General features: G+C 39.6%; 20 protein-coding genes. 17 read left to right on the top strand and 3 right to left on the bottom strand.

The genetic code is table 11. The features are described 5' to 3' along the window. The first annotated feature begins 3 nt into the window (after nt 1-3). Entirely contained in the window at nt 4-1,164 is a 1,161-nt protein-coding gene (locus ACYSNO_RS00335; RefSeq protein WP_461729068.1) for a mannitol-1-phosphate 5-dehydrogenase, read from the top strand. Between the two features lie 144 nt (nt 1,165-1,308). Then, nucleotides 1,309-2,295 carry a choloylglycine hydrolase family protein gene (locus ACYSNO_RS00340; protein WP_461729069.1) on the top strand — a complete coding sequence of 329 codons (987 nt, stop codon included), beginning with the start codon at nt 1,309-1,311 and terminating at the stop codon, nt 2,293-2,295. A gap of 71 nt (nt 2,296-2,366) precedes the next feature. On the opposite strand, the gene ACYSNO_RS00345 is transcribed toward ACYSNO_RS00340, so the two are convergent. The 3 genes from ACYSNO_RS00345 to ACYSNO_RS00355 all read right to left on the bottom strand — a co-directional run bounded on the left by ACYSNO_RS00345 (nt 2,367) and on the right by ACYSNO_RS00355 (nt 5,812). Continuing rightward, entirely contained in the window at nt 2,367-2,993 is a 627-nt protein-coding gene (locus tag ACYSNO_RS00345) for a PepSY domain-containing protein (protein ID WP_461729070.1), read from the bottom strand. Nucleotides 2,994-3,107: 114 nt separating this feature from the next. Beyond that, on the bottom strand, nt 3,108-3,434 hold the full coding sequence (locus ACYSNO_RS00350) for a DUF1827 family protein (protein ID WP_461729071.1): 327 nt from the start codon (nt 3,432-3,434) through the stop codon (nt 3,108-3,110). A gap of 158 nt (nt 3,435-3,592) precedes the next feature. Then, the gene (locus tag ACYSNO_RS00355; protein ID WP_461729072.1) at nt 3,593-5,812 is read right to left on the bottom strand and encodes an ATP-dependent Clp protease ATP-binding subunit; all 2,220 of its coding nucleotides are present in this window, start codon (nt 5,810-5,812) and stop codon (nt 3,593-3,595) included. Nucleotides 5,813-6,022: 210 nt separating this feature from the next. Here ACYSNO_RS00355 and ACYSNO_RS00360 point away from each other — a divergent pair, with 210 nt between their 5' ends. The 15 genes from ACYSNO_RS00360 to accB all read left to right on the top strand — a co-directional run bounded on the left by ACYSNO_RS00360 (nt 6,023) and on the right by accB (nt 18,162). Then, a complete protein-coding gene (locus ACYSNO_RS00360; protein ID WP_461729073.1) occupies nt 6,023-6,214 on the top strand; it encodes a hypothetical protein in 192 nt (63 codons plus the stop codon). A 160-nt stretch (nt 6,215-6,374) separates the two neighbouring features. Beyond that, the gene (locus ACYSNO_RS00365) at nt 6,375-6,641 is read left to right on the top strand and encodes a phosphocarrier protein HPr (protein WP_461729074.1); all 267 of its coding nucleotides are present in this window, start codon (nt 6,375-6,377) and stop codon (nt 6,639-6,641) included. Next, entirely contained in the window at nt 6,641-8,368 is a 1,728-nt protein-coding gene (gene ptsP, locus ACYSNO_RS00370; RefSeq protein WP_461729075.1) for a phosphoenolpyruvate--protein phosphotransferase, read from the top strand. Before ACYSNO_RS00365 ends, ptsP begins: the two co-directional genes overlap by 1 nt. Before the next feature lie 301 nt (nt 8,369-8,669). Continuing rightward, the gene (locus ACYSNO_RS00375; RefSeq protein ID WP_461729076.1) at nt 8,670-9,680 is read left to right on the top strand and encodes a glycosyltransferase family 4 protein; all 1,011 of its coding nucleotides are present in this window, start codon (nt 8,670-8,672) and stop codon (nt 9,678-9,680) included. A gap of 14 nt (nt 9,681-9,694) precedes the next feature. Further along, complete coding sequence (locus tag ACYSNO_RS00380) at nt 9,695-10,930, top strand: glycosyltransferase family 4 protein (RefSeq protein ID WP_461729077.1); 1,236 nt, start codon at nt 9,695-9,697, stop codon at nt 10,928-10,930. Between the two features lie 34 nt (nt 10,931-10,964). Then, a complete protein-coding gene (locus ACYSNO_RS00385; protein ID WP_461729078.1) occupies nt 10,965-11,840 on the top strand; it encodes an NAD(P)-dependent oxidoreductase in 876 nt (291 codons plus the stop codon). Between the two features lie 133 nt (nt 11,841-11,973). Continuing rightward, a complete protein-coding gene (locus tag ACYSNO_RS00390) occupies nt 11,974-12,204 on the top strand; it encodes a YkuJ family protein (RefSeq protein ID WP_461729079.1) in 231 nt (76 codons plus the stop codon). Nucleotides 12,205-12,275: 71 nt separating this feature from the next. Continuing rightward, nucleotides 12,276-12,764: a GNAT family N-acetyltransferase gene (locus ACYSNO_RS00395; protein WP_461729080.1), complete on the top strand. Its 489-nt coding sequence runs from the start codon at nt 12,276-12,278 to the stop codon at nt 12,762-12,764. Between the two features lie 138 nt (nt 12,765-12,902). Beyond that, the gene (fabT, locus tag ACYSNO_RS00400) at nt 12,903-13,343 is read left to right on the top strand and encodes a fatty acid biosynthesis transcriptional regulator FabT (RefSeq protein ID WP_461729081.1); all 441 of its coding nucleotides are present in this window, start codon (nt 12,903-12,905) and stop codon (nt 13,341-13,343) included. Between the two features lie 10 nt (nt 13,344-13,353). Then, nucleotides 13,354-14,325 (top strand): beta-ketoacyl-ACP synthase III, encoded by a 972-nt coding sequence (locus ACYSNO_RS00405; RefSeq protein ID WP_461729082.1) that lies wholly within the window; start codon nt 13,354-13,356, stop codon nt 14,323-14,325. 56 nt (nt 14,326-14,381) lie between these two features. Continuing rightward, the gene (locus tag ACYSNO_RS00410; RefSeq protein WP_461729083.1) at nt 14,382-14,606 is read left to right on the top strand and encodes an acyl carrier protein; all 225 of its coding nucleotides are present in this window, start codon (nt 14,382-14,384) and stop codon (nt 14,604-14,606) included. Between the two features lie 131 nt (nt 14,607-14,737). After that, nucleotides 14,738-15,661 carry an ACP S-malonyltransferase gene (gene fabD / locus ACYSNO_RS00415; protein WP_461729084.1) on the top strand — a complete coding sequence of 308 codons (924 nt, stop codon included), beginning with the start codon at nt 14,738-14,740 and terminating at the stop codon, nt 15,659-15,661. 9 nt (nt 15,662-15,670) lie between these two features. Beyond that, nucleotides 15,671-16,408 (top strand): 3-oxoacyl-[acyl-carrier-protein] reductase, encoded by a 738-nt coding sequence (fabG, locus tag ACYSNO_RS00420; protein WP_461729085.1) that lies wholly within the window; start codon nt 15,671-15,673, stop codon nt 16,406-16,408. A gap of 16 nt (nt 16,409-16,424) precedes the next feature. Further along, complete coding sequence (fabF, locus tag ACYSNO_RS00425) at nt 16,425-17,660, top strand: beta-ketoacyl-ACP synthase II (protein ID WP_461729086.1); 1,236 nt, start codon at nt 16,425-16,427, stop codon at nt 17,658-17,660. Between the two features lie 7 nt (nt 17,661-17,667). Then, on the top strand, nt 17,668-18,162 hold the full coding sequence (gene accB, locus ACYSNO_RS00430) for an acetyl-CoA carboxylase biotin carboxyl carrier protein (RefSeq protein ID WP_461729087.1): 495 nt from the start codon (nt 17,668-17,670) through the stop codon (nt 18,160-18,162).

The raw sequence follows: 18,162 nt of genomic DNA on the forward strand, positions 1-18,162 counted from the left end.
AAGATGAAAATAAGGAAAGCAGTCCATTTTGGCGCGGGAAATATTGGACGCGGATTTATTGGTGAAGTTCTACATAAAAATCATTTTGAAATCACTTTTGTTGACGTGAACCAGCAAATCATTCAAGCATTACAAGAACGCAGAAGCTACACGATTGGCTTAGCGGATGCTTCAAAAGAACAGATTCAAATCGATCGGGTCACTGGTATAAATAATCAAGAGAATCCAGCTGCAGTCATTCAAGCGATTTGTGAAGCCGATTTGGTCACAACAGCGATTGGACCAACGGTTTTACCATTCATCGCAGAACTCATCGCAAAAGGGTTACAAGCCCGAGAAGCAATGGGGCTTAACCAGCCGCTTGATCTGATTGCTTGCGAGAATATGATTGGTGGTTCAACTTGTTTAAAAAGTGAAGTCTTAAAACACACAGAAAATAATGCGTATTTTAAAGAATTCTTCGGATTTCCCGATGCGGCGGTGGATCGAATTGTTCCAGAGCAATCACATGAAGATGTTTTATATGTGGAGGTTGAACCTTTTTCAGAATGGGTAATTAACGAAAACCAATTAAAAAATCCAGAGGTTCGGTTAGCAGGCGTCCATTACGTCGCCAATTTAGAACCATACATTGAACGGAAGTTATTTAGTGTAAATACAGGGCACGCAACCGTAGCATACACAGGAGCATTACTCGGCTATCAAACAATTGACGAAGCGATGGAAGACGCACTTGTCGTCGCCCAATTAAAATCCGTTTTAGAAGAAACAGGTGAACTGCTAATTGCAAAGTGGGGATTTGATTCGAAGGAACATCAAAGCTACATTCAAAAAATTATTCAACGTTTCCAAAACAAGCACATTTCGGATGCCATTACACGCGTTGCAAGAACACCATTAAGAAAATTAGGTGCAGAGGAGCGTTTTATTCGACCGATTCGAGAAATGAATAATTATGCGTTAGCTTCACCGCATTTAATTGCTATGGTAGGGATCATTTTTAATTACAATGACCCCCAAGATGAACAGAGTCGGGAGTTACAGCTGTTACTTCGTCAAAAAAACATGGATGAAGTCATCACTGATGTAACTGGCCTACATGATTTGACGACCATCAGTCGCATCAAACAAAATGTTGAAAGGTATGCAAAAAAAGTTGCATAATAAAAAAGTTGGTATTTTCCAAACGGAATTGCCAACTTTTTTTATGCTGTTTGGTATAATGAACGAAAAAGAAAGCGTTTTAAAAATGTTCTATACCGGTAAAAAAGTGATGTGACTCAAAAGAGAAAAAAAGGAGTGGATTTCATGTGTACGAGTATTGGTTATCAAACGAAAAATGGCATAAATTTTCTAGCAAGAACAATGGATTTTTATGTGAAGCTTGAAGCCCAACCGATAGTTATTCCTAGAAACCATCAGTGGACGACTGCTTTTGGACAGCCGATTTCTTCTCGCTTTGGCTATGTTGGAACTGGTCGTAAGCTGGCGAGTTATTTTTTTGCTGATGGGTTGAATGAAAAGGGTTTGTCTGGCGCAGAGTTGTATTTTCCGAATGAAGCAAAGTATGCCAGCGAACCCAGGCAAGCAAAACTCAACTTGGCTCCGCATGAGGTGTTGTCTTGGCTATTAGGTGAAATAAGCCATCTAGCAGAACTAGAAACCAGGTTGTCTGAAATTTCAATTGTCGCTAAAGAAAATGACTTGTTAGGAAATGTTTTACCCCTCCATTATATTTTGACAGATCCAAGCGGAAAAACAATGGTGATTGAACCGGATGGACAAGGTTTAAGAATCAAGAATAATCCCGTACATGTATTGACGAACAGTCCTGAACTCGAATGGCATCTGAAAAATTTGCATCATTATATTGGTTTGCAGTCAGAGAATTTTAGCCCCAAACTTTTTGGTGAGTGGCCAGCAAAGCCAATCGGTCAAGGTTCAGGTACGTTCGGGCTGCCAGGGGGCTATACTTCGGCGGAACGTTTTGTTCGTGCAGCTTTTCTTTGCCAACGAACAAAGCCAGCGGAAACGGCAGAAGAAGGGATGCAACATATTTTTCGAATATTAGAAAATGTGACCATCCCACGCGGAATCAATCTGAATGCAGATGGGAGCGATGATTTCACGCAATATCGTTCAATCATGAATACGACCGAAAGAAAGTATTATTTGAATAATCTAGATTCCAATCGTTTGTTTGAAGTGGAATTGACGGAAGAGGTATTAAATCAAGAAGTCCCAATCATTTATGAAACAAGTCCAGGCTTAGTCACAACTCGATTGAATTCCTAAAAAAAGAAAATCAAAGCCTCTGCAGCACCTGAAACAAGGATGTTCGAGGATTTGTCAGGGCTTTGATTTTGTTAGTCGTCCCAATCAACTTCGAGGACGGCCTTGGTCTTCGCATCAACTTTGACTTCATGTTCCTTTTTTCCGTCTTCAACGGTTACTTGCCAGTAGGTGATGTCTCCTTTTTTCTCAAGCTCCATTTCGGTTGCTTGACCGGAACCGATTTTTGAGACTGCTACCGTCTGGATTTCTGTAAAGGGCGCAAGATTTGTTAAATCAAGTGTTTTACGTTCACGATAAGCCGCAGTTCGTTCTTCTGAATCGAGCATTTCTTCTTCTCTTTGGTGGATGGCACCTGTTATCGGATCGATTTTTAACTCGTACTCTTTCGTATCATCCATTCCTTCAATTTTAAAATACCATTGATTGAAAGAAGTATCGTAGTCAAGCGATGTAATCGCAGCTTTGGGATATTCGTCTTGATAGATTTGAATCACCGCTTCCAACGAAAGTATTTTTTGAGAATCTGCTGGATGGCTACTGTCGTTACTGGTCGCTTCTTCATTTGTTGTGTGAGTACTTGGTACAAGGTTTTGACTGTTCACTTGCGGGACTTGTTCGCTAGGGGAACTGCAACCGACAACTACCAAAAGCATACTAGCTAAGATACTTAAAGTGACCCAGTTTTTTTTCTTATTCATTGAAATACACCTCCTTTTAAAGTGATGGGTTCAGCTATGCGTTCCTTCATTGAAAAAAGATGGGACATTCTCGAGGTCGGCGAAAACATTCCATCTTTTTTCAATCTGTTTGAGTTAACCGAATGCTCGGTGTTTTTTTTCTTTTGGAAATTTTGGGATGGAAATTTCAACGAGACCTGGACTCTCGATGGTCGATACTTGATCTTTTGCATATTCGTCAGTAGTGAGTTTGTTTAGGAAGTATTTCTTGATTTCTTGGATTTCTGCCAGTTCAAGCGGACGTTTTTTATTGACGATAACTACCTCATTATGTAAAGGGGCCTCGGTATAAATGACAGTAATACTACCTGACGTATAAACTTTGACGAGTTCCGCATCGGTATTTTCTAATTGCTGGAGGACTAGTCTAGAATAACTATTTGTAACATTGATCAGTCGCATTTGAATCACCTCGATTTTCTCTATTTATATCTAAGTATAAATATCTTTGCAGTAGATTGAAAGGAAAAACGTCTAAAAAAAGAAAAAAGATGACATTTCTTTACATTTTGATAAAAAAAACCTTTATTCTAAAAAAATAATAGAATAAAGGTTTTTTTTTAAGCGTTCATCTCAATGGATGTTTTTGCTAGTTCATGTGGCAAGATAACAATTTTTCCATGTTCATCTAGATTTGCGTAAAGTTGATGTTCTCCTGGATGGTCCAGGAAGAAGTCGGCGATGCCATCTTCAATTTGTTCTTGAATTGTACGGCGTAACGGTCGTGCCCCCATGGCAGGATCATACCCTAGCTCCACCAATTTCTCTAAGACCGTTTGTGGGACTTCAATCGAAAGTTCTTGTTGTTTGATTTGTTGATTGACTTCTTCAATCATTAAGGAAACAATCGAAAGTAAGTTTTCTTTTGAAAGTGCTTGGAATTCAATGATTCCATCAAAACGGTTCAAGAATTCCGGCGCAAAATAGTGATGTAGTTGATTTAAGATGGAACGAGTTGTTCCTGCGCGACTTGCTGCAAAGCCAACATTCGCTTCAACGTTTCGTGTGCCTGCGTTACTCGTCATAATAAATAAAGTATCTTTAAAACTCACTGTTCGACCTTTCGCGTCAGTTAATCGGCCGTCTTCTAGAATCTGTAAGAAGAGATGCAAGACATCTGGATGTGCTTTTTCAACTTCATCTAATAAGATGAGACTATATGGATTGCGACGAACCTGCTCAGTCAATTGACCAGCTTCTTCGTACCCAACATAGCCCGGAGGAGAACCAATTAATTTGGCAGTACTGTGTTTCTCCATATATTCAGACATATCAAAACGAATCATCGCATCAGCGGAACCAAACATTTCATCTGCTAATTGCTTAGCAAGTTCTGTTTTCCCTACACCTGTCGGACCGACAAAGAGGAAGGAACCAATCGGACGATTTGGTTTTCCTAAACCAACACGATTTCGTCGAATCGCTTTTGCAACTTTATCAATGGCTTCTTCTTGACCAATCACATGTTGTTTTAAATCGATTGCCAGATTTTTGAGTTGGGTTTGCTCTTTTTCTTTCAACTCGCCAACAGGAATACCTGTGCGAATTTCAACAATTTCTTCCATTGTTTGTTCGGTAATCACCGGTGTTTCCTCATCGGTAATTTGATGTTTTTTCATTTTTTCCAACTTAACAATTTGATCACGGTAGTAGGCAGCTTTTTCAAAATCTTCTTCTTGTGAGGCTTTGGTTTTTTCTTTTTCCGCATTGGCCAATCGATCAGCAATAGCTTGCGGATCAATCGTCTGAATGGTTAAGTTTTTCTTTGATCCAGACTCATCGAGTAAGTCAATTGCTTTATCCGGTAAGAAACGATCTTGAATGTAACGATAGGATAAGCGTGCAGCGGCTTCAATGGCTTCTTCTGTATACTTCACATGATGATAGTCCTCATAACGCGATTGCAAACCTTTTAAAATGGCAATAGTTTCTTCTACTGAAGGTTCATCGACGCGGACAGGTTGCATGCGACGTTCAAGTGCCGGGTCTTTTTCGATAATTCGGTACTCATTTAAAGTGGTTGCGCCAACCAGCTGCAATTCTCCACGTGCTAAGGCAGGTTTTAAAATATTTCCGGCATCTAGGTTGCCATCGCCTGCATTTCCTGCACCGACAATTTCGTGAATTTCATCAATAAACAAGATAATATTGTCAGCTGCTTTTACTTCTTCAATCAATTTTTGCATTCGCTCCTCAAACTGGCCACGAATACCGGTACCTTGAACAAGTGAAGCGACATCTAAACGAATGACTTCTTTATTTTTTAGTTTTTGTGGAACCGTGCCATCGACGATTTGTTGGGCGAAGCCTTCAACGACAGCAGTTTTGCCGACACCGGGTTCCCCAATCAAGACTGGGTTGTTTTTTGTTCGGCGATTTAAGATTTCAATTAGACGAGTGACTTCCGCGTCGCGCCCGATAACGGGATCGATTTTTCCATCGCGAGCTTGCTGAGTGATATTTATTCCAAACTCGTTTAAGAGGCTACCAGTTGATTGTTGCGGTGGCATCCCTCCAAAGTTTCCGCCACCTGTTTGAGTCGGAGGTGTTTGTCCTTGCTGTGAAGATTCTTGTTGCATTTTTTGTGACAGTTGTTTAAATAGTTCATCTAAGTTATTAAAACCAAAAGGATCTTTGGCACCATTTGTTGTGGCAGCGGACAGCTGATTTTTCATTTGTTGGTAACAATTTTGACAATAATCGATTTGTTTTCTTTGTCCACCGACGTTAGCGTACAAATGAATGGTTGCTTCGTTTTGATTACAATTTTGACAGCGCATGATTGTACACGACCTTTCTTTCATAGAAATTAAAAAGGAAACAACAACTTTGACCATTGTTGACCTTAATGATTTCATTATACAATTTATCGGAAAATCTGCAAGTATTTTGTTCATATCTTGAAACTACTATTTGCAACTAAAAATAAAGCAAGGTATGCTAAAAGAGAAGTCAAGCGACTGAATATGCGTACGAAAAGGTGAGAAAAGATGGAAGAAAATCGTTACATAGAAGAGATTCAAGCATTAAAACAAGGAGATCTCAAGGAAATCGTTGTGAATCGTGAAGATTTTATTGAATTTCGTAATGCTTGGTTACAAACAGAGAATCGGACAGAAATTGTCGGTGAAGCCGGCTTAAATGGCCAAATTACTTACCGATTTGTCAAGTTGAACAAATAAAGTCATGAATTCTTAGTAATTGTTACAAAAGTAGTTGTCTAAGCACTGAAAAAATGGTAACCTTAACAACTGAAAGGGTAAATTTATCTTAAGTTCAAAAGCTTGATTTAAAAAAATCGCCCTCAAAAAATAACCCAAATGATGAAGGAGAATGATACATATGGAAAAGAAAGATTTTCATGTAATTGCAGAGACAGGAATCCACGCGCGTCCTGCAACATTATTAGTTCAAACAGCGAGCAAATTTAACTCTGATATTAACTTAGAGTACAAAGGTAAATCAGTAAACCTTAAATCAATCATGGGCGTAATGTCTTTAGGTGTTGGTCAAGGTTCTGACGTAACAATTACAGCTGAAGGTACTGACGAAGCAGATGCAATCGTTGCAATCGCAGAAACAATGAAAAAGGAAGGATTGTCTAATTAATGGTTGAAATGCTAAAAGGGATTGCTGCAAGTGATGGTGTCGCTGTCGCAAAAGCCTATCTATTAGTCCAACCTGACCTATCCTTTACAAAAGTAACAATTGAAGACATTTCTGCTGAAGAGGCACGTCTAGATGAGGCATTAAGCCAATCATCAAACGAATTACAACAAATTCGTGACAAGGCAGCTCAGAGCTTAGGAGAAGAAGAGGCACAAGTATTTGATGCGCACTTAATGGTTTTAAGCGATCCAGAAATGATCGGTCAAATTAAACAAAACATTTCAGATAATAAAGTCAATGCAGAACACGCATTGAAAGAAGTAACTGACATGTATATTGGTATGTTCGAAGCGATGGAAGATAATGCCTACATGCAAGAAAGAGCAGCGGATATCCGTGACGTAGCAAAACGCGTTTTAGCTCATTTATTGCAAGTAACCTTACCTAACCCAGCAATGATTAACGAAGAAGTAATTGTGGTTGCTCACGATTTAACTCCAAGTGATACTGCCCAATTAGACCGTAATTTCGTTAAAGCTTTTGTAACGGATATTGGTGGACGTACTTCACATTCTGCAATTATGGCTCGTTCTCTAGAAATTCCAGCGATTGTTGGAACAGGCGAAATCACTGCCAAAGTGAAAGCGGGAGATATTTTAGCTGTAAACGGAATTGAAGGGGATGTTATTATTCATCCAACTGAGGAACAAAAAGCAACATTTATTCAAGCTGGCGAAGCTTATGCGGCTCAAAAAGCAGAATGGGAAAAACTCAAACATGCAGAGACAGTGACAGCTGACGGCAAACATTTTGAACTCGCAGCAAACATTGGAACACCAAAAGATTTAGAGGGTGTTCACAATAACGGCGGCGAAGGCGTTGGTTTATACCGGACTGAGTTCTTATATATGGACTCTCCAGATTTCCCAACGGAAGATGATCAATTTGAAGCTTATAAAGCAGTACTAGAAGGCATGGATGGGAAGCCAGTTGTTGTACGTACGATGGATATCGGTGGAGATAAAGAATTACCTTATCTAACACTGCCACATGAAATGAATCCATTCTTAGGATACCGTGCGTTACGAATTAGTCTTTCTACTTTGGGAGAAGAGATGTTCCGTACGCAATTGCGCGCTTTATTACGTGCATCGGTTTATGGTAATTTACGAATTATGTTCCCAATGGTGGCAACATTAAAAGAATTCCGTGCCGCTAAGAAAATGTATGACGAAGAAAAAGCAAAATTAATGACTGAAGGGGTGGCGGTTTCAGAGACCATCCAAGTGGGAATCATGATTGAAATCCCTGCAGCAGCTATCTTGGCAGATCGCTTTGCCAAAGAAGTTGACTTCTTCAGTATTGGAACGAATGATTTAATTCAATATACAATGGCAGCTGACCGTATGAACGAGCAAGTTTCTTATTTATACCAACCTTACAACCCATCGATCTTACGTTTAATTAAAAACGTTGTAGATGCAGCACACGCTGAAGGGAAATGGGCAGGTATGTGTGGAGAAATGGCAGGCGATCAAACAGCAGTGCCGCTATTGATGGGAATCGGCCTAGATGAGTTCTCAATGAGTGCCACTTCTATTCTAAAAACTCGTAGCTTAATGAAAACATTAGATACAAGTAAAATGAAAGAATTAGCAGATCGTGCATTGACTGAGTGCGATACGATGGAAGAAGTCCTTGAATTAATGAAAGCATACATTGGTTAATTTTACTAAAAACAAGATAGGTTTGAACCGAAATCTGAAAAGAAATCGGTTCAAACCTATTTTTTTGTTTAAGTGCCGAAGATAATCGCTTTTAACTGTGTAAGAGATTTTTGGTGGATAAATAGGACACAAAAGCCTGCCCTTTCGGAAACTTCGCGAAATTCGAGCAATTGAAAAAGCCAATGGTTCGAATTTCCCTCTGGTTACAATCATCTCTTTTGAAAATCGGACTATAGTATGGTTTTTTAATAAAAATGCTATGCTATACTAAAGAGGTAAAGAAGAAAGGGAGGGATTTTTCATGAAAGTCCTAATTTATTTTGAGGGACAAGACCTCTTATCTAAGTCTGGGATTGGGCGAGCATTTGATCATCAAAAAAAAGCGTTAGAATCTGCCGGCATCGCCTATAGCTTTAAAGAAAACGAAACGGATTATGATATCCTCCATATTAATACTTATGGTTTAAATAGCCAACGTATGGTTCGACGTGCAAAAAAAGCGGATAAAAAAGTGATCTATCATGCCCATTCAACCGAGGAAGATTTTCGAAATTCATTCATTGGTTCGAATCAAATTTCACCTATTTATAAAAAATATTTGATTCACCTGTATTCTTCAGCGGATCAATTGATTACGCCGACTTTATATTCAAAAAAAATTATTGAACAGTACGGGATCAAGGTCCCAACAAGTGTTGTTTCTAACGGAATTGAATTGGGGAAATTTCAGTCATCTGCTGAAAAAGAATCCCGTTTTCGTGAATATTTTCAATTAAAACCTCAAGATAAAGTCATCATCTCAGTAGGCCTGTATTTCGAAAGAAAAGGATTAATTGATTTTATCGAGGTAGCCAAACGCTTTCCAGAATATACCTTTATTTGGTTTGGTCATACGCCGCTGTACACAATTCCTAAAAAAATCCGGAAAATTGTCCAAGGAGAACATCCGACAAATGTTATCTTTCCCGGATACATTAAAGGTGATATTATTGAAGGAGCCTATACGGGAGCGGATTTATTTTTCTTTCCCTCTTATGAAGAAACAGAAGGCATTGTGGTCTTAGAAGCATTAGCTAGTCGTCAACACGTCTTGTTACGCGATATTCCTGTTTATGAAGGATGGTTAGAAAACCATAAAAATTGCTATATGGCGACATCGAATCATGAATTTGGTAATTATATTGAAAAAATAATGGCGAATCAATTACCTGATCTTCGAGAAGCAGGCCGAAAAGTAGCAGAAGCGAAAAGCATTGCAGCCGTCGGGCAGCAATTGAAAAGCGTCTATGAAAAAACGTTAAGTCAAAAGTAAAGGGATGAAAAGAAATGAAAATTGGTTTTTTTACAGACACCTACTTCCCCCAAGTAAGTGGCGTAGCGACATCGATTCAAACGTTAAAAGAACAATTGGAAAGACATGGACATGAAGTTTATATTTTTACAACGACTGATCCAAAAGCACCGAAAGACGAACCGAATATCATCCGCATGCCAAGCGTTCCATTTATTTCATTTAAAGAACGTCGGATTGTTGTCCGAGGGATGTGGTTTGCTTATCAAACAGCCAAAGAATTGAATCTAGACTTGATTCATACGCATACAGAGTTTGGTGCAGGCTTGTTGGGAAAATGGGTAGGGAAAAAATTAGAAATACCAGTTATCCACACCTATCACACGATGTATGAAGACTATATTCATTATATTGCTAAAGGGAAAGTACTTCGTCCCTCTTACGTTAAATATTTGTCACGTCAATTCGTTGACCATTCAACCGGTGTCGTTTGTCCGAGCCAAAGAGTTGTTGAAACGCTACGAGGGTATGGTGCAACGGCTTTAATGCGTGTCATTCCAACCGGGATTAAATTGGAGAAATTCAATCGACCGGAGATTACTCCTGAAAAGGTACGAGCATTTCGTGAAAAATGGGGAATAACGGATGAGCATACGCTCTTGCTTTCTTTAAGTCGTTTATCTTATGAGAAAAAAATTCACGTGATCTTACAAGCTCTACCTACAATTATTGAGAAACGCCCAGAAGTTCGTTTAATGATTGTTGGTGGGGGACCATATGAGGAAGAATTACGAGCAATTGTGGAAAAACAAGAGTTAGGAGCTTTCGTGTATTTTATTGGAGAAGTGGCAAGTGACGAGGTAGCCTGTTACTATTATGCGGCTGATTACTTTGTGAGTGCTTCGACTTCCGAAACGCAAGGATTAACGTATACCGAAGCAATGGCTGCCAAGCTCCAGATGGTTGTCGCAGGCAATGCCTACCTGGACCATTTATTAAGCGATCCTTCTCTAGGAGTCACTTATCAAGAAGAAAATGATTTTGCTCCTTGTTTACTCGATTACATCGAATCGAACATTGCAATGGATGAAGAAAAATTAGAGAAAAAGATGCATGAAATTTCAGCGGAATATTTTGGGCAATCGATGCTTGAATTTTACGAAGAAATGCGTCTTCATTATACCGAAGTGCAAGCCGAGAAGAAGAAAAAAGGCGCGCTTGAAGGGAAAATAAAAAATCGGTTAGAGTCGTTTAAAATACTTGTCAAATAAAAAAGAAGCGCTGCATACTGAGGAGGAATGATTAATGAAAATTGGATTCATTGGGATTGGTGTCATGGGACACTCAATTGTCTCACATTTATTGGCTGCAGGACATGATTTAACGCTTTTTACGCGTACCAAAAGAAAAGCGCTCGACTTAATCGAACAAGGTGCGGATTGGCGCGAAACGCCAAGAGAAGTAGCGGAAGCCAGTCAGATCATCTTTACGATGGTGGGTTACCCAAGTGATGTCGAACAGACGTATTTTAGTGAACAGACAGGCTTGTTAGCGGCAGATGTAACCAATAAGATATTGGTTGACTTAACAACGAGTACGCCTTCGCTAGCAGAAAAAATTCACCAAGCTGTCAAGCAAAAAGGCGGTCAGAGTCTGGATGCACCTGTTTCAGGTGGTGATTTAGGTGCTAAAAATGGGACTTTAACGGTAATGGTTGGAGGAGAGACGGCTGTTTATCAAGAGGTTCTTCCAATCTTTCAATTGTTTAGTCAGACTTCGATGTTACATGGGGGTGCTGGAAAAGGACAGCATACGAAAATGGCCAATCAAATTATGATTGCTGGGACGATGACAGGGATGACTGAAATGCTGGCATATTCCAAAGCGAGTGGTCTCAATCTAGAAAAAGTGATTGCGACGCTCTCGGGAGGTGCGGCCTCCAACTGGTCGATGATTCATTACGGTCCTCGTATATTAAAAGAAGATTACAGTCCAGGATTTTTCGTTAAGCATTTTATTAAAGATTTAAAAATCGCCTTGGATGAAGCAGCCAAGTTGGGTGTGCACTTGCCAGGAACACAATTAGCAAAAGAGTTATACGAAAAGTTAGCGGGAAGAGGTGCGCAAGATGACGGCACACAAGCTTTGATTAAGCTATGGTGGCAAGAGACGGTTGAATGATTGGGCTAGCGGCGATGAATTCTAAGTAAAAATGAAGATTAACTAAAAAAAAGAAGAAAAATCGACAAAAATCTATGCAAGAAACCTCTACTTTTGATACAATATAACAGAAGTGAGAAAAGGAGGTCTAGTGATGAAACATTCTCAGCTAGTAGCAATCATTAAACGCTTAGAAGCGATGATTGAAGCACAAGATAACGAGGTACAGATTCGACGTTTTGAAAAGGATGGCGTAGAACAATGTATCGTTAGTTATGATCATTCAACTGAAACATTCGAATTAACAGAAAGTCAAAGCAAGCAACCCTATCAGTTCGATAATATTGACATGGTAGCTATTGAAATTTATGATTTAATCCAATAAGAAGAGCTGAGAAGAAATAATTTCGTTTTATTTCTTTTCAGTTTTTTTTGAATGAAGGGGGAAGGAGTCAGATGATTAGAGAAATCAACATTCGTGAAAAAAAACGAGCCCAAGAAATCTGGGATTTGCAACAAATTGCGTATTCAAAAGAAGCGGAATGGTTGGGAACCAGTGATCTTCCGCCTTTAAAAGAATCAATCGAAGCTTTGCAACATTGTGAAGAACGCTTTTTAGTCTATATAATAGAAGGTAAAATCGTCGGAGTCCTTTCGTTTAAGCAAGAAGCCGCTGTCTTGGATCTACATCGTTTGTTTGTTTCACCGCAGTATTTTAGAAAAGGCTTGGCAAAGGCGCTGCTTATGAGAGTTGAGCAGGAAGCACATGAAAAAATCATCGTGATGACGGGAACTCAAAATCAACCTGCGGTCAAATTCTATTTAAAACATGGTTTTGAACAACAAAAAACGATGGAACTCTCACCAACGTTGTCCTTGACTACTTTTCAAAAGATGCAAAATAGCGTCGTCAATAGAGGGGAAATACTTTGTGAATCAAAGTAAAAAAGCTTAAATAGGTAAAAAAACAATGAAAAAATGAAAGAAAAAGGAAAAAGCTCTTGCTTTTATGATGAATTTAAATTATAGTTTGATTGTCAAACGATTTGACTATCAAACTAATTGGATGGTGATGGTAAAAAAATGCGACCTGATTTTGAAAGAATCAACGATTTATTAGTGGATGTTTTTAATGATATTTTAGTGATTGAAGAATCAGAACTAAGAAAATCCCGTTTTAACGATTTAACGATTACTGAAATGCATACGATTGAAGCTGTTGGCATGTATCGTAAGAAGACCACTTCTGAAGTTGCAAAAGAACTTTCAATTACTGTAGGCACATTAACGACTGCAATTAATCGATTAGTTAAAAAAGATTATGTCGAACGGATTCGAAGTGAAGATGACCGACGAGTGGTTAAATTGTCTTTGACGAAAAAAGGAAAACTATTGTATCGTGTCCATCAAAGCTTTCATCGTCAAATGATTGAAGCCATTCTTGTGGATATGGAGAAAGATGAAGCCGCTGCTTTATTAAAGGCACTAGGGAATCTTCATCATTTCTTACAAGAGTATAAGTGAGCGTAGATGAATGATGAAATTTGGGAAAATTGCAATGACTGCGAGTTATGTTCCAGAAAAGATCGTAACCAATGAGCAGTTATCGGAAATTATGGATACTAGCGATGAATGGATTTATTCACGCACGGGCATCAAAGAACGGCATATTGCAACGGATGAGAATACGTCGGATTTATGTATTCAAGTGGCAAAAGACTTACTAGATAAGAGTCAAACCAGGCCAGAAGAAATTGATTTCATCCTAGTTGCAACGATGTCTCCGGATTACAACTCGCCTTCCGTTGCGTGCTTGGTTCAAGGGGCGATTGGGGCAGTAAATGCGCTTGCTTTTGATTTAAGTGCAGCTTGTGCAGGCTTTGTTTATGCTTTGTCAATGGGTGAAAAACTGATTCGAACGGGGTCGGGTAAAGGCTTAATCATTGGCGGCGAAGTCATTTCGAAAGTGTTAGATTGGCAAGACCGTTCAACAGCTGTTTTATTCGGTGATGGTGCCGGAGGGGTTTTATTAGAACCTTCAGACACTCAACATCTAATAAAAGAAAGCATTCATGCAGACGGTTCACGCGCCATGTCCTTGACATCTGGCTACGTTAATGGGCACAACAATCCTTATCGTGTCGAACAAGCACCCAAAAATGCTTGTCTGTCGATGGTTGGACGTGACATTTTTGATTTTGCGACAAGAGACGTTGTTCAAAGTTTGGCGGAATTGGTTGAAGAAGATAAAGAAGCGATTGATTATTTTCTACTTCATCAAGCGAACTCACGAATTCTTGATAAAATATCAAGAAAGTTACAAGTGGAGCGTCACAAATTTTTACAAAACGTCGAAAAGTATGGCAATACTTCCGCTGCGACCATTCCAATCTTATTGAATGAAGCAGTTGAAGCAGGTACATTAAAACTAGGTACCAACCAAACAGTGGTTCTATCAGGTTTTGGCGGCGGACTAACGTGGGCATCTATGTTGTTGACGCTTTAAATCTGTGGACATATAAATTAGAAAAATAAAGAACAATTATATTGGAGGAATTATACATGGTATTCGAAAAAATTCAAGAAATTATTGCAGAAGAGTTAGGTAAAGAAGTTGAGGAAGTAAAATTAACTACAAACATCCAAGAAGATTTAGAAGCAGATAGCTTAGATTTATTCCAAATTATCAATGAAATCGAAGATGAATTTGATGTAAAAATCGAAACAGAAGATGGAATCACGACAGTTGAAGACTTAGTGAAATACGTAGAAAAACTACAAGCATAATTGATGAGAAAGGCTAGGCCAAAAGCCTGGCCTTTCCTTTTATCAAGAATAAAAGAAGAAACGTTGAAATGATTCGAATACGCTTCCCCAAAAAATCAACGAAAGCTTCATGAATCCTAAAGGAGAATGAAATGAAAACAGCTTTTTTATTTAGTGGTCAAGGTGCGCAATATGTTGGCATGGGACAAGAACTCTATGAACAAGAACCAATCGTGCGCGCAACATTTGACGAAGCAAGTCAAGCTCTAGGCTATGACCTTGCAGAATTATGTTTTACAGAAAATGAACGTTTAAATCAAACCGAATATACACAGCCGGCGATTTTAACCGTGAGTGTAGCTTTTTGGCGCTTGTTGGAAGCAAAGGGGTTTCAAGCATCCGCCGTGGCGGGATTAAGTTTAGGTGAGTATACAGCACTCGTAGCTAGTGGTGCACTAGACTTTCAAACGGCGGTTCAGTTAGTTGCTAAGCGCGGTGCTTTGATGGCCAATGCCGCTCCTGAAGGAACAGGGAAGATGGTAGCGGTTATGAATACACCGATTGAAGTCATTGAAGCAGCATGTGAGAAAGCAAGTACCGAGGGCATTGTTTCTGCAGCCAATTATAATACACCAAAGCAAATTGTGATTGGTGGAGAAGTGGCGGCGGTCGATCAAGCAGTTGCTTATTTAACGGAGGCTGGAGCGAAACGAATGATCCCTTTAAATGTGAGTGGACCTTTTCATACCGCTTTATTACAACCAGCAGCAAGCAAGTTGAAAGAAGTACTTGATACGATTGACTTTCAGCCAATGACGGTACCAGTCATTAGCAATACAACGGCTCAAGTCATGGAAGAAGGACAGGTGAAAACCTTACTTGAAAAACAAGTGATGTCTCCTGTACGGTTTTATGATAGTATCACAACACTAAAAGAGCTGGGCATTGAACAAATCGTAGAGATTGGACCAGGAAAGGTGCTTACGGGATTTATTAAGAAAATTGATAAAACGATAAAAACGACGCGTGTAGAAGACAGTCAAACACTGGCTGAGACGCTAGCGGTTTTGGCATAGGAGGCTATTATGGACTTAAAAGATAAAGTGGTATTTGTGACAGGTAGTACGCGCGGGATTGGGTTAGAAATCGCAAAGGCTTTTGCAAATGAAGGAGCGAATATTGTCTTAAATGGGCGGAGTGTCATTTCAGATGCCCAAATTGCTGAGATCGAAGCATATGGTGTGAAATGTATTGGCGTATCTGGCGATATTTCTGACTTTGCATCGGCCGGTAAAATGATTGCTGAAACCGAAGAGAAATTAGGTCCTGTGACAATTTTAGTCAATAATGCAGGAATTACGAATGACAAGTTGATGTTGAGAATGAAACCTGAAGAATTTGAGGATGTCTTAAAAATTAACTTAGTTGGTACGTTCAATATGACGCAACAGGTCTTGAAAAAAATGTTAAAGCAACGTGAAGGAGCGATTATTAATTTATCCAGTGTTTCTGGTTTAATGGGGAACGTGGGACAAGCCAACTATGCAGCAAGCAAGGCCGGTGTTGTTGGTTTTACAAAATCAGTTGCTCGGGAAGTGGCGCCGCGTGGGATTACGTGTAATGCGATTGCTCCAGGGTTTATCCAAACAGACATGACGGAAGTATTATCAGAAAAAGTAAAAGAGCAAGTCACGCAGAGTATTCCATTACAACGTTTTGGTCAAGTTGCTGATGTTGCACAAACGGCTATTTTCTTAGCCAAAAGTCCATATATTACGGGTCAGGTCGTCAATGTTGATGGCGGTCTTGTCATGCACGGTTAAGAAAGGGGAAAAAAGAATGAATCGCGTAGTAATTACAGGTTATGGTGTGACCTCTCCAATTGGGAACACGCCAGAAGAATTTTTAACAAGCCTAAAAGAAGGAAAAAATGGAATTGGTCCGATTACAAAATTTGACGCAAAAGCAACAGGAATTTCTGTCGCAGGTGAAGTGAAAGATTTTCCTTTAGAAAAATACTTTAAGAAAAAAGACACCAAACGAATGGATATGTTTTCTATTTACGGTATATACGCCGCACTAGAGGCTTTAGAAATGGCGAATTTATCGGCTGAACAAATGGATGCAGATCGTTTAGGAGTAATTGTAGGATCTGGAATCGGAGGGTTGCCAACGATTCAAGAACAAGTGACCCGAATGAATGAGCGTGGAGCAGATCGCGTATCGCCAATGTTTGTCCCAATGTCAATCGTGAATATGGTTTCAGGAAATATTGCCTTACGTATTGGGGCAAAAGGGATTAGTTCAACGATTGTGACTGCATGTGCTTCAGGAACACATTCGATTGGGGAAGCTTTCCGTAATATTAAACATGGCTATTCAGATGTGATTTTAGCTGGAGGTTCGGAAGCGACAATTTGTGAAATTGGCATTGCCGGCTTTGCAGCCTTAACAGCTCTGACGACAGAAACCGATCCAGAGAAAGCATCCGTGCCTTTTGATAAAAATCGTAGCGGTTTTGTGATGGGGGAAGGTGCCGGTATTTTTGTCTTAGAATCATTGGATCATGCGTTAGCGCGTGGCGCAAATATTTTAGGGGAGCTTGTCGGCTATGGAGCCAACTGTGATGCATACCATATGACGGCGCCAAATCCAGATGGTTCTGGAGCAGGTAAGGCGATGAAACTTGCAATGGCTGAAGCGGGTGTGGAACCGAGTGAAATTGGTTATATCAACGCGCATGGAACAAGTACACCAGCCAATGACAGTGCGGAAGGAACTTCGATTCAATATGGACTTGGGGATGCCTATCGTCAAGCTTACGTAAGTAGCACAAAATCAATGACTGGACATTTATTAGGTGCAGCTGGAGGAATTGAAGCAATTGCTTCACTACTAGCATTGCAACACCAATTTGTTCCTCCGACCATTAACGTGACGGAACAAGATCCGGAAATCGATTTAAATGTTGTAAAAAATAAAAGCATTGACGCAAACTTAACTTATGCAATGAGTAATTCGTTAGGTTTTGGCGGTCACAATGCAGTGATCTTAATGAAACGCTGGGAGGCTTAAGTCATCAATGGAACAAAAAGAACTTATTGAATTATTGAATTTAGTTGGACAATCAAACTTAATGGAGTTTCATTTAAAAGATGGCCAATTTGAACTTTATCTAAATAAAAATACGTTATCAAAAGGGCAGACAGCTGTCGTTAATCAAACATCGGAAACGCTGGTTGAAACAACCCCAGTAACGGTAGCGCCAGTTGCAACGTCACCAGCGCCGATTTCGGTTACTCCGGTGGTTGAAACAGAACCAACCGTCGTTGCTGGAACAGATATCGTCTCCCCCTTAGTTGGGGTGGCTTATTTGCAAGCAGCTCCAGATAAACCAAACTTTAAACAAGTTGGGGATCAAGTAACAAAAGGTGAAGTGGTGTGTATCGTCGAAGCGATGAAAGTGATGAATGAGATTACAAGTGATGTCACTGGTGAAATTGTTGCGGTACTTGTTGAAAATGAACAAGTTGTTGAATTCAATCAGCCGCTATTTCGTGTAAAGGAAGGATCGTAA

Source organism: Enterococcus sp. LJL98, from assembly GCF_054871745.1.